Origin of the sequence: Bradyrhizobium aeschynomenes (assembly GCF_013178945.1) — a bacterium.
GTDB lineage: Bacteria > Pseudomonadota > Alphaproteobacteria > Rhizobiales > Xanthobacteraceae > Bradyrhizobium > Bradyrhizobium aeschynomenes.
The window spans coordinates 242,838-264,946 of sequence record NZ_JABFDM010000003.1; the positions used below are offsets into that span (position 1 = coordinate 242,838).

Annotated in this window: 25 protein-coding genes; 15 read left to right on the plus strand and 10 right to left on the minus strand. The window is 64.1% G+C overall.

Going from position 1 to position 22,109, the window contains the following annotated elements; all coding sequences use genetic code 11:
* Positions 1-339 precede the first annotated feature (339 nt).
* From HL666_RS10070 to HL666_RS10095, 6 genes are all read left to right on the plus strand, one after another.
* Positions 340-1,254: an amino acid ABC transporter substrate-binding protein gene (locus HL666_RS10070; protein WP_172181221.1), complete on the plus strand. Its 915-nt coding sequence runs from the start codon at positions 340-342 to the stop codon at positions 1,252-1,254.
* 276 nt (positions 1,255-1,530) lie between these two features.
* A complete protein-coding gene (locus HL666_RS10075; protein ID WP_172132254.1) occupies positions 1,531-2,262 on the plus strand; it encodes an amino acid ABC transporter permease in 732 nt (243 codons plus the stop codon).
* A gap of 1 nt (position 2,263) precedes the next feature.
* Entirely contained in the window at positions 2,264-2,956 is a 693-nt protein-coding gene (locus tag HL666_RS10080; RefSeq protein WP_172113272.1) for an amino acid ABC transporter permease, read from the plus strand.
* A gap of 9 nt (positions 2,957-2,965) precedes the next feature.
* Positions 2,966-3,697, plus strand: coding sequence for an amino acid ABC transporter ATP-binding protein (locus tag HL666_RS10085; RefSeq protein WP_172113273.1), 732 nt, complete (start codon positions 2,966-2,968; stop codon positions 3,695-3,697).
* Positions 3,698-3,809: 112 nt separating this feature from the next.
* Positions 3,810-4,670 (plus strand): D-amino-acid transaminase, encoded by an 861-nt coding sequence (locus tag HL666_RS10090; protein WP_172113274.1) that lies wholly within the window; start codon positions 3,810-3,812, stop codon positions 4,668-4,670.
* A gap of 97 nt (positions 4,671-4,767) precedes the next feature.
* On the plus strand, positions 4,768-5,367 hold the full coding sequence (locus HL666_RS10095; protein ID WP_172113275.1) for a 3-keto-disaccharide hydrolase: 600 nt from the start codon (positions 4,768-4,770) through the stop codon (positions 5,365-5,367).
* On the opposite strand, the gene HL666_RS10100 is transcribed toward HL666_RS10095, so the two are convergent.
* The 3 genes from HL666_RS10100 to HL666_RS10110 all read right to left on the minus strand — a co-directional run bounded on the left by HL666_RS10100 (position 5,354) and on the right by HL666_RS10110 (position 6,933).
* Positions 5,354-5,521 (minus strand): hypothetical protein, encoded by a 168-nt coding sequence (locus HL666_RS10100; protein WP_172113276.1) that lies wholly within the window; start codon positions 5,519-5,521, stop codon positions 5,354-5,356. The two genes, HL666_RS10095 and HL666_RS10100, sit on opposite strands and share 14 nt — an antisense overlap.
* Before the next feature lie 77 nt (positions 5,522-5,598).
* Positions 5,599-6,198: an NAD(P)H:quinone oxidoreductase gene (wrbA, locus tag HL666_RS10105; protein ID WP_172181223.1), complete on the minus strand. Its 600-nt coding sequence runs from the start codon at positions 6,196-6,198 to the stop codon at positions 5,599-5,601.
* Positions 6,199-6,234: 36 nt separating this feature from the next.
* A complete protein-coding gene (locus tag HL666_RS10110) occupies positions 6,235-6,933 on the minus strand; it encodes a pirin family protein (protein ID WP_172181225.1) in 699 nt (232 codons plus the stop codon).
* Between the two features lie 129 nt (positions 6,934-7,062).
* On the opposite strand from HL666_RS10110, the gene HL666_RS10115 reads away from it, so the two are divergent.
* The gene (locus HL666_RS10115; RefSeq protein WP_172113279.1) at positions 7,063-7,971 is read left to right on the plus strand and encodes a LysR family transcriptional regulator; all 909 of its coding nucleotides are present in this window, start codon (positions 7,063-7,065) and stop codon (positions 7,969-7,971) included.
* Between the two features lie 23 nt (positions 7,972-7,994).
* Here HL666_RS10115 and HL666_RS10120 read toward each other — a convergent pair whose 3' ends face one another.
* Genes HL666_RS10120 through HL666_RS10130 form a run of 3 tightly spaced genes read right to left on the minus strand, consistent with a single transcriptional unit; the run spans position 7,995 to position 10,158 of the window.
* Positions 7,995-8,462, minus strand: coding sequence for a YbaK/EbsC family protein (locus HL666_RS10120; protein WP_172132257.1), 468 nt, complete (start codon positions 8,460-8,462; stop codon positions 7,995-7,997).
* Positions 8,452-9,213 (minus strand): haloacid dehalogenase type II, encoded by a 762-nt coding sequence (locus HL666_RS10125; protein ID WP_172181227.1) that lies wholly within the window; start codon positions 9,211-9,213, stop codon positions 8,452-8,454. Before HL666_RS10125 ends, HL666_RS10120 begins: the two co-directional genes overlap by 11 nt.
* 60 nt (positions 9,214-9,273) lie before the next feature.
* On the minus strand, positions 9,274-10,158 hold the full coding sequence (locus HL666_RS10130) for an amidohydrolase family protein (protein ID WP_172181229.1): 885 nt from the start codon (positions 10,156-10,158) through the stop codon (positions 9,274-9,276).
* Between the two features lie 264 nt (positions 10,159-10,422).
* On the opposite strand from HL666_RS10130, the gene ykgO reads away from it, so the two are divergent.
* The 3 genes from ykgO to HL666_RS10145 all read left to right on the plus strand — a co-directional run bounded on the left by ykgO (position 10,423) and on the right by HL666_RS10145 (position 11,613).
* The gene (ykgO, locus tag HL666_RS10135; protein ID WP_006611362.1) at positions 10,423-10,548 is read left to right on the plus strand and encodes a type B 50S ribosomal protein L36; all 126 of its coding nucleotides are present in this window, start codon (positions 10,423-10,425) and stop codon (positions 10,546-10,548) included.
* 87 nt (positions 10,549-10,635) lie between these two features.
* Entirely contained in the window at positions 10,636-11,265 is a 630-nt protein-coding gene (locus tag HL666_RS10140; protein ID WP_172181231.1) for a tetratricopeptide repeat protein, read from the plus strand.
* Positions 11,266-11,370: 105 nt separating this feature from the next.
* Positions 11,371-11,613 carry a hypothetical protein gene (locus HL666_RS10145; protein WP_172113284.1) on the plus strand — a complete coding sequence of 81 codons (243 nt, stop codon included), beginning with the start codon at positions 11,371-11,373 and terminating at the stop codon, positions 11,611-11,613.
* A 38-nt stretch (positions 11,614-11,651) separates the two neighbouring features.
* Here HL666_RS10145 and HL666_RS10150 read toward each other — a convergent pair whose 3' ends face one another.
* Entirely contained in the window at positions 11,652-11,834 is a 183-nt protein-coding gene (locus HL666_RS10150; protein ID WP_015669379.1) for a hypothetical protein, read from the minus strand.
* Positions 11,835-12,086: 252 nt separating this feature from the next.
* Between HL666_RS10150 and HL666_RS10155 the strand changes: the two genes are divergently transcribed.
* Positions 12,087-13,046, plus strand: a complete 960-nt coding sequence (locus HL666_RS10155) for an alpha/beta fold hydrolase (protein WP_172181233.1) — start codon at positions 12,087-12,089, stop codon at positions 13,044-13,046.
* Between the two features lie 62 nt (positions 13,047-13,108).
* Here HL666_RS10155 and cycA read toward each other — a convergent pair whose 3' ends face one another.
* Positions 13,109-13,504, minus strand: a complete 396-nt coding sequence (gene cycA, locus HL666_RS10160; RefSeq protein WP_172132261.1) for a cytochrome c-550 CycA — start codon at positions 13,502-13,504, stop codon at positions 13,109-13,111.
* Between the two features lie 211 nt (positions 13,505-13,715).
* Between cycA and HL666_RS10165 the strand changes: the two genes are divergently transcribed.
* On the plus strand, positions 13,716-15,209 hold the full coding sequence (locus HL666_RS10165) for an FAD-linked oxidase C-terminal domain-containing protein (RefSeq protein ID WP_172181235.1): 1,494 nt from the start codon (positions 13,716-13,718) through the stop codon (positions 15,207-15,209).
* Positions 15,210-16,372: 1,163 nt separating this feature from the next.
* On the opposite strand, the gene HL666_RS10170 is transcribed toward HL666_RS10165, so the two are convergent.
* Positions 16,373-17,107 (minus strand): hypothetical protein, encoded by a 735-nt coding sequence (locus HL666_RS10170; protein ID WP_172181237.1) that lies wholly within the window; start codon positions 17,105-17,107, stop codon positions 16,373-16,375.
* A gap of 195 nt (positions 17,108-17,302) precedes the next feature.
* Here HL666_RS10170 and HL666_RS10175 point away from each other — a divergent pair, with 195 nt between their 5' ends.
* Positions 17,303-18,142, plus strand: a complete 840-nt coding sequence (locus HL666_RS10175; RefSeq protein WP_172181239.1) for a protein NO VEIN domain-containing protein — start codon at positions 17,303-17,305, stop codon at positions 18,140-18,142.
* A 280-nt stretch (positions 18,143-18,422) separates the two neighbouring features.
* Here HL666_RS10175 and HL666_RS10180 read toward each other — a convergent pair whose 3' ends face one another.
* Positions 18,423-18,908, minus strand: coding sequence for a hypothetical protein (locus HL666_RS10180; protein ID WP_311975731.1), 486 nt, complete (start codon positions 18,906-18,908; stop codon positions 18,423-18,425).
* Positions 18,909-19,494: 586 nt separating this feature from the next.
* Here HL666_RS10180 and HL666_RS10185 point away from each other — a divergent pair.
* Positions 19,495-20,733, plus strand: a complete 1,239-nt coding sequence (locus HL666_RS10185) for an FAD-binding protein (RefSeq protein WP_172181241.1) — start codon at positions 19,495-19,497, stop codon at positions 20,731-20,733.
* The gene (gene glcF / locus HL666_RS10190; RefSeq protein WP_172181243.1) at positions 20,730-22,052 is read left to right on the plus strand and encodes a glycolate oxidase subunit GlcF; all 1,323 of its coding nucleotides are present in this window, start codon (positions 20,730-20,732) and stop codon (positions 22,050-22,052) included. Before HL666_RS10185 ends, glcF begins: the two co-directional genes overlap by 4 nt.
* Positions 22,053-22,109 lie beyond the last annotated feature (57 nt).

Genomic DNA, 22,109 nt, shown 5'->3' on the forward strand with positions numbered 1-22,109 from the left:
AGTCTGGCTCGCGCGAAGAATTGGGCTCCCGAACATTGGAACCTGGCGCGCGAGGTGGCGAGCAGGCGGGACGGTTCAGACTTTCGTCGGGTCGCCCCATCCCCGCGGCCTCCGTAGTTTACCATCACTGCGTTTGGCGCTGCGGCATAGGCCCGTCGGCCTTGTCGAAAGGGACGTCCGACAGGCAATTTGTCGCAAGCGTCCGAGAACTTCCCGCCGCGGGGCGGTCTATGGTGCCCGCGCTCTCCCGGCCGAAAGATCGTCCGAGGCTGGGGGCATTTTGAGTTTGTTTGAGTTCATGCAAGCATCCGGCGATCAGCCGGATTGAGGAGATCGACAATGAAGCCACTTCGCCTAATGGGTCTGGCCTTCGCCGCCGCACTGTGCGCCGGCCAGGTGCAGGCTGAGGACCTGACGGGGACCTTGAAGAACATCAAGGAGACCGGTGCCATCACGCTCGGCGTCCGCGACTCCTCGATTCCGTTCTCCTATCTCGACGACAATCAGAAGCCGATCGGTTTCGCGATCGACATCTGCATGGGCATCGTCGATGCCGTGAAGAAGGAGCTCAAGCTCGACAAGCTCGAGGTCAAGCTCAACCCGGTGACGTCGTCGACCCGCATCCCGCTGCTCGCCAACGGCACCATCGATCTGGAATGTGGCTCGACCACCAACAATGCCGAGCGCCAGAAGCAGATCTCCTTCACCAACACCCACTTCCTGACGGCAAGCCGCTACGTCTCGAAGAAGACCAGCAACATCGGCAAGATCGATGATCTGAAGGGCAAGACGGTGGTGTCGACCGCCGGCACGACCAACATCAAGCAGCTCACCGAAGCCAATGCTGCGCGCAGCCTCGGCATCAACATCATCCCGGCCAAGGACCATGCCGAGGCCTTTCTGATGGTCGAGACCGACCGCGCGGTGGCGTTTGTGATGGACGACATCCTGCTGTCGAGCCTCGTCGCCAGCTCCAAGGAGCCGGCCGCCTACGTCATCTCCAAGGATGCGTTCTCCAAGCCGGAGCCCTACGGCATCATGCTGCGCAAGGACGATCCGCAGTTCAAGAAGGTCGTCGATGCCGCCACCGCCAAGATCTACACCAGCGGCGAGGGGGCCAAGCTGTATGACAAGTGGTTCATGCAGAAGATCCCGCCGAAGGGCCTGAACCTGAACACCCCGATCTCGGCCGAGCTGAAGGCCGAGTTCGCCAAGCCGTCGGACTCGCCGGATCCGGAATCGTACAAGCCGTAAGCTGCTCTCTCCAATTGCGGCTGCCGCGTGATGCAGCTCGCAAAGCTTGGACTCGAACCGTCGCCGCGGCGACGCTCTACACCCTCTCCCCGTGAAGAACGGGGAGAGGGTGCGTACTGCCGGCTCGGCAGCAGTCGGGCTATGAGCTGGAGTGAATAGGGCAACACTGGCCTATTGATTGCATCGGCCGGACGGAATGAGCTTGATCCGATGACCCCGATCATATCAGCTGATCGCATTGGCTCAGTCCCGAGCTAACCCTTTCAGGACACCCCCGTGAACTACACCTGGAACTGGCACATCTTCCTGGAGCCGAACCCGACCGGGGCCGGCACCTATCTCGACATGCTGCTGGCGGGGCTGAAGGTCACGATCGTGACCTCGTTGTCGGCCTGGGTGATCGCGCTGATCTTCGGCACGATCGTCGGCATCCTGCGCTCGCTGCCGTCCAGGCTCGCGACCTGGATCGGCTTTCTCTACGTCGAATTCTTCCGCAACATGCCGCTGCTGGTGCAGCTGTTCCTGTGGTTCTTCGTGCTGCCGGAGCTGTTGCCTCGCACCGCCGGTCTGTGGCTGAAGCAAATGCCGAATGCGCCGTTCTATACGGCGGCCGTCGGGATCGGCCTGTTCATGTCTGCGCGCGTCGCCGTGCAGCTCGCGGCCGGAATAGGCTCGCTGCCGCGCGGGCAGAAGATGGCGGCGACCGCGCTCGGCCTCACGACCTTGCAGACCTATCGCTACGTGCTGCTGCCGATGGCCTTCCGCATCATCCTGCCGCCGTTGACATCCGAATTCCTCAACACCGTCAAGAACAGCGCGGTTGCGATCACCATCGGCCTGATCGAGCTGACGGGGGCTGCGCGCGCGATGCAGGAATTCTCGTTCCAGGTGTTCGAGGCGTTCAGCGCGGCGACCCTGATGTATCTCGTCATCAACGTCATCGTCGTGATCGGCATGCGGCTGCTCGAACGCGCCGTGGCGATCCCCGGCTACATCACGGGCAAATGAGATGCTGGCCAATTTCGATTTCGACGTCATCCGCCGCTCGCTGAGCTATCTGTTCATCGACGGCATGACCTTCACGCTGACGCTGACGGCGCTGTCGGCGACGGGCGGCCTGATCTTCGGTACCCTGATCGCGTTGATGCGCCTGTCAGGCTATCGCGTGATGGGCTGGATCGCCGGGCTCTACGTCGACTTCATGCGTTCGCTGCCGCTGGTGCTCGTCATCTTCTGGTTCTACTTCCTGGTCCCCTATATCGGGCAGTGGGTCACCGGCTCGTCGCGCCCGATCAAGGTCGGCGCCTTCGCCTCGTCGCTGATCACCTTCATCATGTTCGAGGCGGCGTATTTCTCCGAGATCATGCGCGCCGGCATCCAGTCGATCTCGCGCGGCCAGCCGGCGGCGGCCTCGGCGCTCGGCCTTACCTATGCGCAGACCATGCGCTACGTCGTGCTGCCGCAGGCTTTCCGCAACATGCTGCCGGTGCTGCTGACCCAGACCATCGTGCTGTTCCAGGACACCTCGCTGGTGTACGTGCTCTCGATCCCGGACTTCCTCGGCGCCGCATCGAAGGTCGCGCAACGCGACGGCCGCCTGGTCGAGATGTACCTGTTCGCGGCCCTGATCTACTTCACCATCTCCTGCATCGCGTCCTACTGCGTCCGCCGCCTGCAGTCGCGCATCGCCATCATCAGGTAGTCGGCTCCCATGATCGAAATCAGCCACGTCAACAAATGGTACAGCCCGAGCTTCCAGGTGCTGAAGGATTGCACCACCTCCGTCGCCAAGGGCGAGGTCGTGGTGGTCTGCGGCCCCTCGGGCTCCGGCAAGTCGACCCTGATCAAATGCGTCAATGCGCTGGAGCCGTTCCAAGACGGCTCGATCACGATCGACGGCCTCAAGGTCAATGATTCCAAGACCAATCTGCCGAAGCTTCGCTCGCGCGTCGGCATGGTATTCCAGCATTTCGAGCTGTTTCCGCATTTGAAGATCATCGACAATCTCTGCCTCGCCCAGCAGAAGGTGCTGGGACGCGGCCGCGAGGAAGCGATAGCCAAGGGCAGGAAGCTGCTGGAGCGCGTCGGGCTGAAGGAGCAGGCGGAGAAGTTTCCGGCGCAACTCTCGGGCGGCCAGCAGCAGCGCGTGGCGATCGCGCGTGCGCTCGCCATGGACCCGATCGCGATGCTGTTCGACGAGCCGACCTCGGCGCTCGATCCGGAGATGATCAGCGAGGTGCTCGACGTCATGGTCGATCTCGCGCGCGAAGGCATGACCATGATGGTGGTCACCCACGAGATGGGCTTTGCCAGGAAGGTCGCCCACCGCGTCATCTTCATGGACCGCGGCGAGATCGTCGAGGACGCCAAGAAGGACGAGTTCTTCGGCCAGCCCCGCAGCGAGCGCGCGCAGCAGTTCTTGTCGAAGATCTTGTCGCACTAGTCGCCCCGTCATTCCGGGTTCGATGCTGCGCATCGCCCCGGAATGACGGCGAGAGAGATGATTGGCGTCCGCAAATGATTGTGTGGGCGCTGATAAGAGAGGAGATATCGCCTTGGACCCGATCGCTTACGTCAACGGCGCCTTCGTGCCGCTCTCCGAGGCCAAGGTCTCGGTGCTCGATCGCGGCTTCCTGTTCGCCGATGGCATCTATGAAGTGGCGGCCGTGCTCGACGGCAAGCTGGTCGACAGCGCCTCGCACCTTGCCCGTCTGGAGCGCTCGGTCGGCGAGATCGGCCTCGCGCTGCCGGAGAGTCTGTCGCGCATCGAAGAGCTGCAGAAGGAACTGGTCGCGCGCAACGAGCTGGACCAGGGCATGGTCTATCTGCAGGTCACGCGCGGCGCCGACAAGGGGCGCGACTTCCCGTTTCCGAAGGGCGACGTCAAGCCGACCCTGGTGATGTTCGTGACCGCGAAAAACATCGTCGATGCGCCCTCGGCCAAGACCGGCATCGGCGTCATCACTGTGCCGGACATCCGCTGGGCGCGCCGGGACATCAAGAGCGTGGCGCTGCTGGCGCAGGTGCTGGCGAAGCAGGCGGCTGCAGTTGCCGGTGCGGGCGAAGCCTGGATGGTCGAGGACGGCCACGTCACCGAGGGCGGGTCGTCGTCGGCCTTCATCCTGACCCAGGACGACGTCATCGTCACCAGGCCGAACTCCAACGCCATCCTTCCGGGCTGCACCCGCAAGGCTGTGGTCAAGCTCGCCGAGGAGCGCCAGCTCAAGATCGAGGAGCGGCTGTTCACGGTTGCGGAAGCGCTCGCGGCCAAGGAGGCCTTCATCACCAGCGCGAGCTCGTTCGTGCAGCCGGTCGTCACGATCGACGGCAAGCCTGTCGGCGACGGCAAGGTGGGATCAATGGCAACGCGGCTGCGCGAGATCTATGTCGATTTTGCGCGGTCGACGGCGGTGTAGCTCGGCGACAGAGCAGGTGCAGCATCGAAACTCGTTTGCATTGTCCGGTGCTTTGCTATCGTGGCGGAGTAACAGAAAACTGCAGGGAGGAGTTTCGATGCGTATTCGCTGGGGCGTGCTCGCGGCTGGCTTGGTGATGACTGGCGCGGCGTTGACCATGACCAGGATGGCGTCGGCCGATGACGGCTGGGTCACCCTTGTCGATGGTGACAAGAAGGTCGAGTTCACCGAGGTCGGCAAGGCCAATTGGGAGGCCAAGGACGGCGCGTTGATGGCCGACAAGCTCGACGGCAAGGACCCGTCGTATCTGGTCACCAAGGCCAGCTACAAGGACTTCCAGATCAAGGCCGAATTCTGGGTCGACGACGCCGCCAACAGCGGCATCTTCATCCGCTGCGACCAGTCGGCGAAGATCGACTCCAACATCTGCTACGAGGTCAACATCTTCGACAAGCGCCCCGACCCGAAATACGGCACCGGCGCGATCGTCGACGTGTCGAAGGTCGATCCGATGCCGAAGGCCGGCGGCAAGTGGAATACCTACGAGATCACTGCCAAGGGCACGCGGCTGACCGTGATGCTCAACGGCGAGAAGACCGCCGATGTCGACGACAGCAAGCACGCGGCGGGGCCGATCGCCCTGCAATACGGCTCGGGCGTAGTGAAGTTCAAGAAGGTGCAGATCAAGCCGCTGTAGAGGCCATGGCCGCTGTCGCCGCCGTGCATTCCGGGCAGCGGCGCTGGCCGCGGCTCGCGCGGTAGAGGCCCTTGCAGTACCAATTGCGTGCCATCATCTGCAGAGGATGGCGGGCCAGCCTGGCCAGCGTCACCAGTTCGAGCACGGCGGGCATTGCGGACTCCTCTGCATTTTTCTAGTTCTTGCGAGATGGGGCGGCACTTCGCTTGCGGAAGTGCCGCCCCAGTCGCATCAGCCATGCAGCTTCTTTGCGGTCTCGGCGATCACGCGGCCCTGATAGCGGGCCCCCGCCAGCTCGTTCTCGCTCGGCTGCCTGCTGCCGTCGCCTCCGGTGATGGTGGTCGCGCCGTAGGGCGAGCCGCCGGTGAGCTCGTCGAGCTTCATCTGACCGGCGAAGCCGTAGTTGAGGCCGACGATGGTCATGCCGAAGTGCAGGAGGTTGGTGATGATCGAGAACAGCGTCACTTCCTGGCCGCCATGCTGGGTCGCGGTCGAAGTGAAGGCGCCGCCGACCTTGCCGTTCAGCGCGCCCTTGGCCCAGAGGCCGCCGGCCTGGTCGAGGAAATTCGCCATCTGCGAAGCCATGCGGCCGAACCGGGTGCCGGTGCCGACGATGATCGCGTCATAGTCGGCGAGCTCCTCGACCTTGGCGATCGGCGCAGCCTGGTCGAGCTTGTAGTAGGACGCCTTGGCGACGTCGGCGGGCACCAGTTCCGGCACGCGCTTGATGTCGACGGTGGCGCCGGCTTCGCGGGCGCCTTCGGCGACGGCGTTGGCCATCGCCTCGATATGGCCGTAGGCGGAGTAATAGAGAACGAGGACCTTGGTCATGGTGTGCTCCGTGGGGATGAGGGTGAGCGGGATTGGTTAGGCGGCGTCGACCAGCACCAGCTCGGAATCCTCGAGCGCGGTGATCGTGAGCTTGGCTTCGTCGCGGATGGCGGCGCCGTCACGGGCGTTGACGCGGATGCCGTTGACCTCGACGGCCCCCGCGGCGGGGACGAGATAGAGGTGTCTCGTCTTGTCGGCGCTGTACTCGGCGGTCTCTCCGGCCTTCAATGTGGTGCCGAGCACGCGCGCCTTGGCGCGGATCGGCAGGGCATCGGCGTCGTCGGCGAAGCCGCTTGCGAGCGTGACCAGCCTGCCGGAGCGGTCCAACTTCGGGAACGGCTTGGCGCCCCAGGTCGGCTGGCCGCCCTCGGTGGCCGGCTCGATCCAGATCTGGAAGATCCGCGTCGTGGTCGGCTCGAGATTGTATTCGGAGTGGCGGATGCCGCTGCCGGCGCTCATCACCTGGACGTCGCCGGCTTCGGTGCGGCCCTTGTTGCCGAGGCTGTCCTGATGGGTGATCGCGCCCTCTCGGACATAGGTGATGATCTCCATGTCGCGATGAGGATGCGCGGGAAAGCCGGTATTCGGCGCGATCTCGTCATCGTTCCAGACGCGCAGAGCGCCGTGGCCCATGTTGCTGGGGTCGTAATAGCTTGCGAACGAGAAGTGGTGCTTGGCCTTCAGCCAGCCGTGGTCGGCGCCGCCCAGCGCCGCGAAGGGCTTCAACTTGATCATGGGTCTGCTCCTGTGGTTCCGACGGTCGACCGAACCGCCGTGCTGTTGGTCATTGGAGTAAGGGAGCGGCCGGGGTATAGAAATAGAAACTATTGAAACATATTGTTTCCAAAAACGAGACCCGAGCCGATGGCGCGACTTCCCGATTTCGAGGCGATGGCGATCTTCGCCAAGGTCGTCGAGCTGCGCTCCTTCGCCGGCGCCGCGCAGGAGCTGAGCCTCTCAAAGGCCTCCGTCTCCAAGGCGGTGAGCCGGCTGGAGGAGCGTCTGGGCACGCGGTTGTTCAATCGCACCTCGCGGCGCTTGGCGCTGACGGACGCCGGGCAGCGCCTGTCCGAGCGCGCAGCGCAGTTGCTCGCCGATGGCGAGGCAGCCGAGACCGAGGCGCTGGCGCAGTCGCTGACGCCGCGCGGCCTTGTCCGGTTTGCCGTGCCAATGACCTTCGGTGTCAAGAAGATCGCGCCGCTGCTGCCGGCCTTCCTGGAGCAGTATCCGGAGGTCTCGATCGACCTGCACATGAGCGATGCCACCGTCGATCTGATCGGCGAGGGATTCGATCTTGCGCTGCGCATCGCGCGGCTGCCGGACTCCTCGCTGGTCGCGCGCCGGCTCTGCGCCATGCCGCGCTACACGGTGGCGTCGCCATCCTATCTGAAGCGACACGGACGGCCGACGCATCCGATGCATCTCGCCGAGCACAAATGCTTCGGCTACGCATATCTCTCCACCGCCGGCGTCTGGCACTACACCAATGCGGCCGGCGAGCAGGCCAGCGTGCGGCCGGCGGGACAGCTGCGCGTCAACAACGGCGAGGCGCTGCTGCCGGCGGTGCTCGCCGGCCTCGGCATCGCGGACCTGCCGGATTTCATCGTTGGCGACGCGATCGCGTCTGGCGAGGTCGAGGTCGTGCTGAAGGGCTGGAGCCAGCCCGAAGGCGCGATGCATCTGGTGATGCCGCCCGGCGGCCCGCGGCCCGCGCGGGTCGAGGTGCTGACGGAGTTTCTGGTCAAGGAGCTGGCGAAGGGAAAGAAGCGGTGATCGCGCCTCCCGACATCAGCCGCTCAGGGCTGCACCTCGCAAACGTCGACCCATTCGGCCGATGTCAGCTCGGCCATCCGGTCCGGCGTGATCTTCACCGCGCTGTGGGTGGAGCCTGCTGCGGGGACGACGATGTCGAACGCCTTCAGCGAAAGGTCGCAATACACTGGGAGCGGTGATTTCAGCCCGAACGGGCAGACGCCGCCGACCTCGTGACCGGTGATCTCGGCGACCTCGTCGAGGCCGAGCATCTTCGGCTTGCCGCCGAACAACGCCTTGACCTTCTTGTTGTCCATGCGCGCGTGGCCGGCTGCGACGATCAGGATGACGCGGTCGCCGACCCGCAGCGACAGCGTCTTGGCGATGCGGGCGGGCTCGACGCCATAGGCTTCGGCGGCGAGCGCGACTGTTGCTGAGCTCTGGCTGGAGACGAGGACGTCGATGTCGGGGGCTTTCTCGGCGAAGAAGGCGCGGACGGATTCAAGGCTCATGTGTGGTGATGATCTCAGGCAGTTCGGAGAGCGCAGAGATACGATAATCGGGTGCAAAACCCAACTCGTCCATCTGGGTGCGCAGAGCCTTGAACAAGGTGAGCGGCGGGACGAGGTCGGGCTGGAGGCATGCCGCCGCCATGGCCTCCGGCGTCACACGCTCGATCCAGGCGACGTTCAATCCGAAGGCCTTGGCGCCGCAGACGTCCCAGGGATTGGAGGACACGAACAGCACCTCGGCCGGCGCACGCCCGAGTGTCTCCTCGATCAGTTCATACGCTTGAGGACTCGGCTTGAAGATTCTGCGCGCATCGACGCTGATGACGGCATCGAGCAGGGTGTCGAAGCCACTGGCTTTCACCAGGCCGTCGAGCATCGCGGGGCTGCCATTGGAGAGGATCGCAAGCTGATGATACTTCATCGCCGCGAGTGCACGCCGTGCGTCAGGGTAGGGATCGAGGTCGAGGTACTTGGCGATGATGCGATCCAACGTGCCGGCATCGGCCTGCAGTCCGAGAACGCGCAGCGTGTAGATCAGCGACTCGCGGGTGACGACGGCAAAATCCTCGTAACGCTGCATCAGCGAGCGCAGCCAGGTGTATTCGAGCTGCTTGATGCGCCAGATCTGGGTGATGATGTCGCCATGGCCGGGGAAGGCCTGCTCGGTCACCGCCGCCACCGACTGGATGTCGTACAGCGTGCCATAGGCATCGAAGACGACAGCCTTGAAGGGGGCGGCTTTGAACGGCACGGCGACAACCTCCCTTGGAAGCAGGCGCGATGACCGATGGCCACCGCGCCTGGAGCGATCTCAGATCCCGAGCAGCTTGCGCGCATTGGCCTTCAGCACCTTCGGCCGGATCTCCTCGCGGATGTCGAGCTTGGCGAAATCGGCGAGCCAGCGATCGGGCGTGATCACCGGCCAGTCCGAGCCGAACAGCATCTTGTCCTGCAGGATCGAGTTGATGTAGCGCACCAGGATCGGCGGGAAGTATTTCGGCGACCAGCCGGAGAGGTCGATATAGACGTTCGGCTTGTGGGTCGCCACCGACAGCGCCTCCTCCTGCCAGGGGAAGGAGGGATGGGCGAGGATGATCTTGAGGTCGGGGAAGTCGGCCGCGACGTCGTCCATGTACATCGGGTTGGAGTACTTCAGCCGCATCCCCATGCCGCCCGGCATGCCCGAGCCGACGCCGGTCTGGCCGGTGTGGAACAGCGCGATCGCGCCGCCGTCGTTGATCGCCTCGTAGAGCGGGTAGGCGAGGCGGTCGTTGGCGTAGAAGCCCTGCATGGTCGGGTGAAACTTGAAGCCGCGGACGCCATAGTCCTCGATCAGCCGGCGCGCTTCGCGGACGCCGAGCTTGCCCTTGTGCGGATCGATGCTGACGAACGGGATCAGCACATCGAGATGCTCGGAAGCGATCTCCAGCATCTCTTCATTCTTGTAGCGGCGGAAGCCGGTCTCGCGCTCGGCGTCGACCGGGAAGATTACGGCCGCGATGTTCTTGGAGCGGTAATAGGCGGCGGTCTCCGGCACGGTCGGCGGATGCTTGTGCGGCGACTTGAAGTAGTCGGCCATCTGGGCCTGGAAATCGTCATAGCCGTCATCCGAATGCATGCCGCACGGCTCCTCGGCATGGGTGTGGATGTCGATGGCGACGACGTCGTCGATCTTGGGCAGAGCGAGTTTTGGCATGGGCGTTCCCGGCGCTGGTTCTTGGCTTTGTCAAATTGATTATACGATATAACGAATTTGGCAATCGCCAAATGGTCCGGCGGCGGGTTCCCGGGCCACCTCAGATGCAGGCGCTGTTGAAGCCGGCGCCACAATCGTTGACATCCGGCGGGTCGGTGGTTAGAAACCGGCCACTCCGGGCGGCCCCGTCGCTTGCGGAAATCCCTTTCTATTTGCCACTTCCGGCCTGTCCAACACGGCCTTTCGAACGTATCAGGATGTCCCATGAAGGTCCGTAACTCGCTGAAGTCGCTGCGTGGCCGCCATCGCGCCAACCGTCTGGTTCGCCGCAAGGGCCGCGTCTATGTGATCAACAAGGTCCAGCGCCGCTTCAAGGCCCGTCAGGGCTGATCCGGCCCGCGCCTGCCGAGCCTGCTCACAGGTCTTTGACGCGCGCTCTGCTTTGCAGGGCGCGGTTTCTGCGTCTACACTTGCCGCATGGCCAAGCGAACTTTCCGGGCGATTCTGCTCGCCGCCTCCCTGATTTCGATCCCTTCCCTTGCCGTTGCGCAGGGTGAGCCCCGCGCAATCACCAAGCCGAAGCCGCCGGAGGCACCGTCCAAGCTGCCGAAGGTCGGGACCGACAAGACCAAGGGGCTCGATTTCCTGTTCGGTGCCCTCAAGGCCGCGCCCGACGATGTCAGCGCCAAGCACGTCGAAGCGCGGATCTGGGCGATCTGGCTGCAGACCCCCAGCGATACCGTCGCGCTGCTGATGTCGCGCTCCAAGGCGGCGATGGACGCGAAGCAGAACGAGGTCGCGCTCAAGCTGCTCGATTCGGTCATCAAGCTCCGGCCCGATTATGTCGAGGCCTGGAACCGCCGGGCGACCATTTATTATCTGCAGAACGATTACGGCCGTTCGCTCGCCGACATCCAGCAGGTGCTGGTGCGGGAGCCGCGGCACTTCGGCGCGCTTGCCGGTCTCGGCATGATCATGCAGGACCTGGGCGAGGAAAAGCGCGCGCTGGATGCCTTCCGCAAGGCACTCGAGGTCAATCCGCACCTGGAAAAGGTGCCGGAGCTCGTCAAAACCCTGACCGAGAAGGTCGAGGGCCGCGACATCTGAGCCTTTACGGCTGATTAACCATGTTGCGACGGTCGTGCTTGCCGGCCAATCCGCGTGCCCCCAACTGCCGTTTGATCGGATGAAACCTGGGCAGGAGACGGCGCGATGAGGCGTGCGGTGCTGACGACGGTGCTGATGGGGATGACGGCGACGGCCGCCTGGGCCGACGACCTGTTCTGGGTGGTGGGAAACCGAGCCACCAATCGCTGCGAGATCGTGACCAGCAACCCCGTCATCATCGGGGACATCTGGTTCGCATCCGGCCCGTTCAAGTCGAAAGACGACGCCAAGCTGGCGCGATCGACGATCAACGCGTGCCCGAACAAGGACATGACGCAGGAGGATTGACGGGGGGAATGATCGGCGCGAGCCGCCGGTCAGACCGCTCAGTGAAAGGCGGTGCTGCGGCGGTCCGGCAGGCCGTATTGCGCGGCTGCGGCATACAGCTGCGCGATCTCGGCCTCCAGATGCTCGTTGACCAGCAGCAGGGCCTTCAGCGCGCCACGAAGATCGCCATTGCAGCTGGCGACGATCTCGTCGATGGCCGTCTCGCTCGAACGAACACTCATCGGTAACCCCCTCCCAAAACACCAAACTAAACGCAGGGCCGGTCATCGCAGGTCGCACAACGCAATGACCCGACCGGAAGTAATTCACGGCCATCAGCCGATTGCGAGGAAAAGTCCCGACCATGGTTATAAAATGGCCGACGACGCCGTGATGACAGGATTTCCGGTCGTAACGGCCAAACCCGGCTGCCGGATCTGCAACTCCCGCCGATCCGGCTCGTAACTGTCTCCGTGACAGGCAGAAAACTCTCAATGATATCAATGTTCTTGGTGGGCGCATTGGCCGTCCTCGCGCTGCTCACAAGGGCCGGCGTCGCAGTGGTCGAGCGCCGCTATCCGGCGCAGGGGCAGGCCATCGATGTCGATGGGGCGACGATCAATCTTGTGGATATCGGCCCCCGCGACAGCGAAAAACCGCCGCTGTTGCTGCTTCACGGCGCCAGCTCGAACCTCGAGGCGATGCGCCGGCCGCTCGGCGACATGCTGGCGGAGCGCCACCGGGTCCTGCTGGTCGATCGGCCCGGCCATGGCTGGAGCCCGCGAGCGCGGGCCGAGGATTCCACGCCTGCCGCGCAGGCGCGGATGCTGGACGAGGCGCTCGGGCGGCTCGGGACCGGCCCGGTGATTCTGGTCGTGCATTCCTGGAGCGGCGCGCTCGGCCTGCGCATGGCGCTCGACTTTCCAGCCCGAGTCGCCGGCCTCGTGATGCTGGCGCCGGTCGCCTATCCCTGGCGCGGCGGGGTCGGGCAGTACAATGCGGCCGTGACCACGCCGGTGATCGGCCCCTTGCTGGCCCACACCATCACCCTGCCGCTTGGCCTGGCGCTGATGGGCCCCGGCGCCCGCGGTGTGTTTGCGCCGCAGCAGATGCCGGACGATTTCGTCGACCAGAGCGCGACGCCGCTGCTGCTGCGACCGCGCGAATTCCTGGCCAATGCGCTCGACCTCGTCACCCTCAAGCAGGCGGTGATCGAGCAGTCGCCGCGCTACGCCGAGATCAAAGTCCCCATCACCATCCTGGCCGGCGACGCCGACAAGACCGTCTACACCGACATTCATGCGCGGCGGCTGGCGCAGGTGCTGCCGCAGACCCGCCTGATCGTCGTGCCCGATCTCGGCCACATGGTGCAGAACGCCGTGCCGGAGCTCGTTGCCGCCGAGGTCGAGCGGATGGTCGGCGCGCTCACGGCGACTGCGGCGGCCGCACCCTGAAAACGAAAAAGCCCCGGCGCGCGGCCGGGGCTTCGAGGGCTGCGCGGGAGTCGCGCCGCCGATTACTGCTTCTGCTTGCCGTCCTTGTCGAACGAGGCGATGTACGCCCACAGGTTGTTGATCTCGGTCTCGTTCTTGATGCCCGCGAAGGTCATCTTGGTGCCGGGGATCTTGCCCTTCGGATCCTTGATGTATTCCTTGAACACGGCCTCGTTCCAGGTGATGCCCGAGTTCTTGTTCGCTTCCGAATAGTTGTAGTCCGGCGCGGTGCCCGACTTGCGGCCATCGAGGCCGTTCAGTTCCGGGCCGACCTTGTTCTTCGCGCCTTCGCCGATCGCATGGCAGGGCAGGCACTTGTTGAAGGAGGTCTTGCCGGCGGCGGCATCCTGCGCCAGCACGGCCGAGGTCAACGACGACGAGGCGATCACGACGAGCGCAGTCAAAGTCAGTTTCTTCATGGATCAGGCTCTGTGGTTTCGAGACAAAAATCGTGCGCAGGTTTGTGGCATGGCCTCCGCCCTCAGACAAGCCGTCCATCGGGATAGGGTTCATTTGATCGCCACGAACTTTGCGCGGCAGCAAACAGCGAAACCGGCCGCGTCCGCCTACCCAAAGCGCCGCGGTTGTGGTTGATATGACGGTCGAAATCGACTTCAGGAGACGCGCGCGATGGCCATCATGATGCCGGAGGCTGATCAGGCGGTGCTGGCGCGCCGCGGCGAGATCGTTGCTGCACTGCGCGCGATTGTCCCAGGCGAGGGCGTCATCGACAGCGCCGCCGAAATGCTGCCTTACGAGTCCGACGGATTGATGGCCTATCGCCAGCCGCCGATGGTCGTGGTGCTGCCGGAGACGACGGCACAGGTTTCGCAGGTTCTGAAATACTGCCATCAACAAGGCATCAAAGTGGTTCCGCGCGGCTCCGGCACGTCGCTGTCGGGCGGCGCTCTGCCATTGGCCGATGGCGTGCTGCTCGGCCTCGGCAAGTTCAAGCGCATCCGCGAGATCGATTTCGACAACCGCGTCGTCGTCACCGAGCCGGGGGTCACCAATCTCGCCATCAGCCAGGCGGTGGCGCATGCCGGCTTCTACTACGCGCCAGATCCGTCGTCGCAGATCGCCTGCTCGATCGGCGGTAATGTCGCGGAGAATTCCGGCGGCGTGCACTGCCTCAAATACGGCATGACCACCAACAACGTGCTGGGATGCGAGATCGTGCTGATCAACGGCGAGGTGTTGCGTATCGGAGGCAAGTGCAACGAGAACGCCGGCTATGATCTGATGGGCCTGATCACCGGCTCGGAGGGGCTGCTCGGCGTCGTCACCGAGGTGACCGTGCGCATTCTGCAAAAACCGGAGACGGCACGCGCGCTGATGGTCGGCTTCGCGCAAGTCGAGGCCGCCGGCGAATGCGTCGCGCGCATCATCGGAGCCGGCATCATCCCCGGCGGCATGGAGATGATGGACAAGCCGGCCATTCACGCCGCCGAGGCCTTCGTCCATGCCGGCTATCCGCTCGACGTCGAGGCGCTCCTGATCATCGAGCTCGACGGCCCCGGCGTCGAGGTCGACGAGCTGATCAGCCGCGTCGAGGCGATCGCGAATGGCTGCGGCTCGACCACCTGCCGGATCTCGACCTCGGAGGCCGAGCGCAACCTGTTCTGGGCCGGCCGCAAGGCGGCCTTCCCGGCGGTGGGCCGCATCTCGCCGGACTATCTCTGCATGGACGGCACGATCCCGCGCGGCGCGCTGCCCAAGGCGCTGGCGCGCATCCGCGAGCTGTCGGAGAAGTATCAGCTCGGCTGCGCCAACGTGTTCCATGCCGGCGACGGCAATCTGCATCCGTTGATCCTCTACGACGCCAACAAGCCCGGCGAGATGGAGCGCGCCGAGGCCTTCGGCGCCGACATCCTGCGCTGCTGTGTCGAGCTCGGCGGTGTCCTCACCGGCGAGCACGGCGTCGGCATCGAGAAGCGCGACCTGATGCCCGACATGTTCACCGAGATCGACCTCAACCAGCAGCAACGCGTGAAATGCGCGTTCGACAGCCAGGGGCTGCTCAACCCGGGCAAGGTGTTTCCGACCTTGCATCGCTGCGCGGAGCTGGGCCGGATGCACGTGCATGCGGGCAAGCTGGCGTTTCCGGATCTGCCGCGGTTCTGAGGCGCGCGCATGCGGGCAGGGCGGTGTCATCTGTCGTCTGCCCACCGACATCTGCTCGATCTCACGCGACACTCTCTCCCCACGTCATTCCGGGGCGCCCGCAGGGCGAGCCCGGAATCCATAACCACAGGCCGCTGTGTGAGGCCCGCCGGCAACTCCATCTCGTTCCAACAACATCCGCTCGTGGTTATGGATTCCGGGCTCATCGCTTCGCGATGCCCCGGAATGACGCGGAGAGAGGTTGCCCCACTCATCCATCGTCCCCTCTGACGCACGGCGACTGCTCGATCGCGCCCCCTCTCTCTCCCCACGTCATTCCGGGGCGCCCGCAGGGCGAGCCCGGAATCCATAACCACAGCCCGTTGAGTGAGGCACGCCGGCAGCTCCATCTCGCTCCACCAACATCCGCTCGGGGTTATGGATTCCGGGCTCATCGCTTCGCGATGCCCCGGAATGACGGTGGAGAGAGCCTGCCTCCATCCACATTCCACCCCTCAGACACACGCCCGCAGCCCCGCGGCGTCCTCCGCCCAGGTGATGCGACCGTCCGCCCTCCAAAACCAATCGAGAGGGCACGGGGAATGCCGGGTGAAGGCCTCACCCATGGCCCGCCTGCAACAAAAAAAGCAGGCGGCAGTCACCACAGGTTCAGCCGAACATCCGGCATTCCCCGCGTGGCGGTCTTAACGCTTATACGTGCTCGCCCCGGGGATCGGCGTTGTTGTCCCCGTCGCCGACGCGACGCGTTCAGGCGTCATCGCCGGCTTGACCTCAGCACCGGGAGGCCAGGCCCACACGATTTCACGTCCGCATCGAAATCGTTCGTCGGCGCGACACGAAGCCACGCTGCGACCCGACACGGCCACCACATCCCCACCCCACGTATCGTGACGACCGCGCGTACGTCCCTCTCGGAGGGGTGAGTCGGGCGGAGCATGGCATGAATTCTGTAAAAACGAAACCGGAAAATCTCGCGAGGAGGTGGCTTGGCGTTCAGATCTGAAATGGCTGGCTAATTTCTCATTCTGAGCGCTATTGGCTTGACACGGATGCCGTGAGATCAAGCAAAACGTTTGGGTGATTTGCCCGGGGCCTGAAGCCCTGCTGTCGTGGATTGGTCAAAGTCCTCGATGGCGACTTGGGCCAGCACAGTCCGAAACTAATCAAGCTTGCCTAAGCACGGCTCGGCATAGCTCCTCGATATCGTGGATAGCTTTCTCGATCTTGCGATCAGACTCGTCAGGGCGTTCTGCTGTTCCCCAACCGAGCTCGTTCAAAAGAGGCTCGATGCTGGTTTTGAAAGAGTGACGGTGATCGCCTTCATCGTCTTGTGGCGCCATTTGAATGATAATACTCGCAGCGGTTATTATCTTGATCTGGACGCTGAAAACTTCTTCGAAGGGCGCAGTCGCAGCTTCGCCAAAATAAGCGATGAAAGAGTAGCGTAGAGAGCGCAATCGAGCGAACACCTCCTTGTTCTGTGTTAGGCGTTCAATTGGTATGAAGTATCTGTTGCGCTGTTCTTGCTGAGCCTTGCTCTCGCCTTCGAGAGCCGTGCGGCTAGCGCCTTCGCCGCCATATATGCCGCGACTGCGGGCCGAAATAAACACGTCTCGGGCCTCATAAAAGGCAGTGAGAGCTTGTTCAGCCAGTTCGACCTTTCGTTTATGATCGTGTAGATCTCGGTCATATTTGAACTTGCGCTCCGCAAGATCTTTGTCGAAATTGAACTTGCGTTCAGCCAGCGTCTCGTCGGCCACAATGCGTCGACTTAGGAGCCACGCTTGTACTCCACCGCTTATTATACCGCCGACGAGTACGCCGACCAGCCCTGAAACCGCCGATACTAATTGCCAGGGCTGACCAGCGACTTGGGTTAGTGGGCCTGGATCGGGCAAGGTCGCTCCGCATCAGTTAAATACATAAATTTTATCAACGTATCGTGCGGCGATGGCCGGTGCAATAGTTGCGTGGTGCTATAGAAATGCTAGCGCATAGGGCTATAGCCGAGGCGTAGTCCGCAGTTCCTTTCGGCATCGCCGCTTGTCCGGCGTCAATCATGGTGCTCTTCTATCTGCCTGGGAGCGATATCGATGGCGGGTGACTGGACTGACGAGCAGAACGACGCAATAGTTGCGGACTATTTTGAAATGTTCGTGAACGAACTTGCTGGACAGCCCTACAATAAGGCTGAGCACAACCGGGCGCTGCAAAGCATGATTCATCGGCCACGCGGTGCCATCGAGTACAAGCATCAGAACATCAGCGCGGTGCTCAAAGGGCTAAACGAGGACTGGATCCAAGGCTATAAGCCGGCATTCAATTATCAGCTCGCGCTTGCCGATGCCGTGGATCGCTGGCTGCGTAGCCACCCGGATTGGCTCGAACGTGCTATGCGTACCGCGATAGAAGACACTCGGCTAACCCTGCAAGAGCCTAAGGAACTTTGGATCGGGCCGCCGCCGACCTACAGCAACGCGCCGCCGCCTGCTGAGCTTGAGCAGATGCAAGCGGTTGCTAGGAGATACGACGTCGCTGAGCGTGACGCCCGCAATCGGAAGCTGGGGCGCGCCGGCGAGGAGCGCGTGCTTGCGCACGAGCGCGCAACGCTTCTCGCCGCCGGCCGAAGCGACCTTGTGCATCGGATACGATGGGTATCGGAACTCGATGGGGATGGCGCGGGCTATGATATCCAAAGTTTCGAGCCTAACGGTGGCGAGCGGCTAATCGAAGTGAAAACTACCAATGGCTGGGAGCGTTCGCCGTTTTACATTAGCCGCAACGAGCTGGAGTTTGCCGAGGCGCATTATGACGAGTGGCGGCTTGTGCGAGTGTGGAACTTCGCTCGCGAGCCGCGTGCCTTTGAGCTAAGTCCTCCGCTCGACGCACACGTCTCGTTGATGGCAACTAGCTATCAAGCGACCTTTTTATAGCCATCTGAAGCGGGCTGTTTCTGCTTTGAGTTTGTCCCGCTAGCGCGCGTAAGCTCGGAAGTTGCGCTTACAGCGCGTAGGGCGGATTAGCCGAAGGCGTAATCCGCAGCGTGGCTTGAAAGGGGGGGTACGCTTCGCTAACCCGTCAAGCGGACATAGGTCCCGACGATACTGCTCCCTCGCCTTGGAGCGGGACCGCCGTTACTTGGCCGGTTGGAACCGGGCTCGGGATTACAGTGAGTGCATTTAACTAGAGAGCCCGTTTAGATCGACAATCCATCTACCGCAGCCCGTTGCCGGAGGCCGGGACGTTGATCGCGCATGGCCGATAGAGCGCTTGGAGCTCCTTGCCGCGAAGGAAGATCGGATGTGCGGTCAGGCCGCCCTGGCGCGTGATCCATCGTTTGATCGGGGCCGGGTAGAGGTCAAACAGCATCCGCGTTGCTTCCGGGTTCGGGACAGGACGAAAAAAGGGCCCCAGATCGTCAGTTTCCCTGAACGTGAACACGGCTCGCGGGGTAACGCAGATCCTGTCGCGCGGAAGGGTCCCCAGCACGATCGTGCAGGCTCCCCCGCAGATCCCGTCGATGATGACCTGCTCGCCGGAGTCGCGCAGGAGTTTGAATTTGTCGACATAAGTTCCGATACGTCCGCCCGGGTCGTCGGCAATGCGCACCGTCGCCTGGCCCGCGCCCATGCCGGCCAGCACGAGCGCGGCGGTCAGTATCCCCATCACAAGCTTCATCTGCATCCCGTCCAGTCGCATCACATCCGATCATCTTGCTTGATCCGCATCGTCGCACCGTTCGTCGTCGTCGCGGTTTTGTCCAGGGCGGCCGTGCGGCATGGACGGTGTCGTCCCGACTCGTGCCTCGGAGGGACGCAAGACAAGCTCCGGATTCCGGGTTCAAGGCCTGCGGCCTTGCCCCGGAATGACGGGGATGGTGACGCAGCGCGTAGGGCGGATGAGCCGAAGGCGTCATTCGCAATGTGGCGCGAAAGGTCGGCGGGTTACGCTGCGCTAACCCGCCCTACGGACTGCGCGCCATGGGTGCACCACCCGTGTGGCTGCCCCTCACCCCAACCCTCTCCCCGTGAAGGACGGGGAGAGGGAGCGCACCGCGCGTGGGGGATGGCTCGTGTCGCGTCGACAGCGCTGCTGGCGAGTCCGCGCTCCAAGACCTCGAACGTTCCGCCCGGCGCTTCCGTCGTTCCCTCTCATCTCCTTGTCCCCGCACGATCTTTTCGCCACCCCGGGCTGCCCTTTTCGTCCATCATGCTCTAGAACGACTCCAACGCAGGTGGCCGCGCGTCGCGGTCGCCCGCATCATCAACAAGCAAGGCGAGCAGTGGTGGACGCCCTGAAGGTACGGAACGCAGCCGATGTGGAGGAGGTGGTCCGCTCGGCGATCGCCAATGAGCAGCCGATCGAGGTGATCGGGCATGGCTCGAAGCGCGGGATCGGCCAGGTGACGGCGACCAATGCCGTGCTCGACCTGTCGGCGCTGAGCGCGGTGGTCTCCTATGAGCCGAACGAGCTGATCATCACGGCGCAGGCCGGGGCGCCGCTCGGCGACTTGCTGTCGCTGATCGATTCGAAGAGCCAGCAATTCGCGTTCGAGCCGATGGATACGGGTCCGCTGCTGGGGACCACGGGCCGGGGAACGCTGGGCGGGATGATCGCGGCGGGGCTGGCGGGGCCGCGGCGGGTCAGGGCCGGCGGGGTGCGCGATCACCTGCTCGGGGCTTACGCCGTGTCCGGCTTCGGCGAGAGCTTCAAGACCGGCGGCAAGGTGGTGAAGAACGTCACCGGCTATGACCTCTGCAAGCTGCTGGCGGGCTCCTGGGGCACGCTCGCGGTCATGACCGAGGCGACGCTGAAGGTGATGCCGCGGCCGGAGGCCGAGCGGACGCTGGTGCTGCGCGGGCTCGACGATCTCCGGGCCAACCGGGCGATGACGGCGGCGCTGGGCTCGCCGTTCGACGTGTCCGGCGCGGCGCACCTGCCGGCGTCGTCGCTGCGGCCTGAGGTCGAGGGGCTGGGCGCGGTCGGCTCGCCGCGCGAGGCGGTGACATTGGTTCGGCTTGAGGGCATCACGGCGTCGGCCGTGCATCGCGCGGGCTCGCTGACCAAGCTGCTGGCGCCGTTCGGCGCGGCCGAGATCGTTGCCGACGATGCCTCGGCGGCGCTGTGGAGCGCCGTGCGGGACGTGCTGCCGTTCGCGGCCCAGGGCACGCTGGGCGCCTGGACGGTGTGGCGGATCGTCTGTCCGCCGGTCTCCGGCGGCGCGCTGGGGCAGGCCCTGGCGCGGCAGACCGGCGGCGAGGTGATCTATGACTGGGGCGGCGGCCTGATCTGGGCGGCGCTGCCGCCGCAGGCGGATGCCTCCGCGGGCGTGGTGCGGAAGCTCGCGGACGCCGCCGGCGGCCACGCGATGCTGCTGCGGGCGTGGGACGAGATGCGGCTCGCGGTCGACGTCTTCCATCCGCAGCCGCCGGGCGTCGCCGCGCTGGAGGAGCGGGTTCGCGTCTCCTTCGATCCCAAGGCCATTCTCAACCGCGGGCGTATCAGGCGGAGCGTTGCTGCATGAAGACCGAGTTCACCCTGGCGCAGCTCGCCGATCCCGATATCGCGGTCGCCGACAAGATCCTGCGCGCCTGCGTGCATTGCGGCTTCTGCACCGCGACCTGTCCGACCTATGTGCTGCTCGGCGACGAGCTCGACAGCCCGCGCGGCCGCATCTACCTGATCAAGCAGATGCTGGAGAAGGAGCAGGCGCCGACATCAGACGTGGTCAAGCATATCGACCGCTGCCTGTCGTGCCTGTCCTGCATGACGACCTGTCCGTCCGGCGTGCACTACATGCATCTGGTCGACCAGGCGCGGGTGCGGATCGAGGAGACCTATCAGCGGCCGCTGATGGACCGGCTGCTGCGCGCCGTGCTGGGCTATGTGCTGCCGCGTCCGCGCGAGTTTCGCCTGGCAATGACCTTGGCGCGGTTCGCCCGGCCGTTCAAGGCGCTGCTGCCGGCGTCCTCGTCGACCACGGGGCCGGCGCCGAGCGTGCTGCGGCGCGTCAGGGCGATGCTGGAGCTCGCGCCCACCAGGCCGCTGCCCGCGCCGGGGCCCTCCGGCGGCACGGTGTTTCCGGCGCAGGGCGCGCGGCGCGGCCGCGTGGCGCTGCTGCAGGGCTGCGCGCAACAGGCGCTGGCGCCGCGCATCAACCAGGCTGCGATCAACGTGCTGACGCGGCACGGCATCGAGGTGGTGCTGGTGAGGGACGAGCAATGCTGCGGCGCGCTCACCCATCACATGGGGCAGGACGCCGATGCGACGGCGCGGGCGAAGGCCAATGTCGGCGTGTGGACGGCGGAGGCGCAGCGCGGCGGCCTCGACGCCATCCTGGTGACGACGTCGGGCTGCGGCACCGTCATCAAGGACTACGGCCACATGCTGCGCGAAGACCAGGAATTTGCAGAGCCCGCGGCTGCCGTTTCGGCCATGGCGAAGGACATCAGCGAGTATCTCGCCACGCTCGACCTGAAGACGGAAGCCGCGCATGACGACGTCGTCGTCGCCTATCACTCCGCATGCTCGCTGCAACATGGCCAGAAAATCACGAGCATTCCGAAAGAATTGCTTTCCAAGTCCGGATTCGTGGTGAAAGATATACCGGAGAGTCATTTGTGTTGCGGTTCGGCGGGGACCTACAACATTCTCCAGCCTGACATCGCGATGAGACTGCGCGATCGCAAGGTCGCCAACATCGCGACCGTCAAGCCGAATGTAATCGCTGCGGGCAATATCGGCTGCATGATGCAGATTGCCAGCGGTACGACCGTTCCCGTCGTCCACACCGTTGAACTTCTCGACTGGGCGACGGGCGGTCCGCGACCAGGATTGAATTGAAGGATGGGCGCGTGCGGATTGCCGGCCCGTCCCGCCGGATGATGTGAGCGTTCGGCG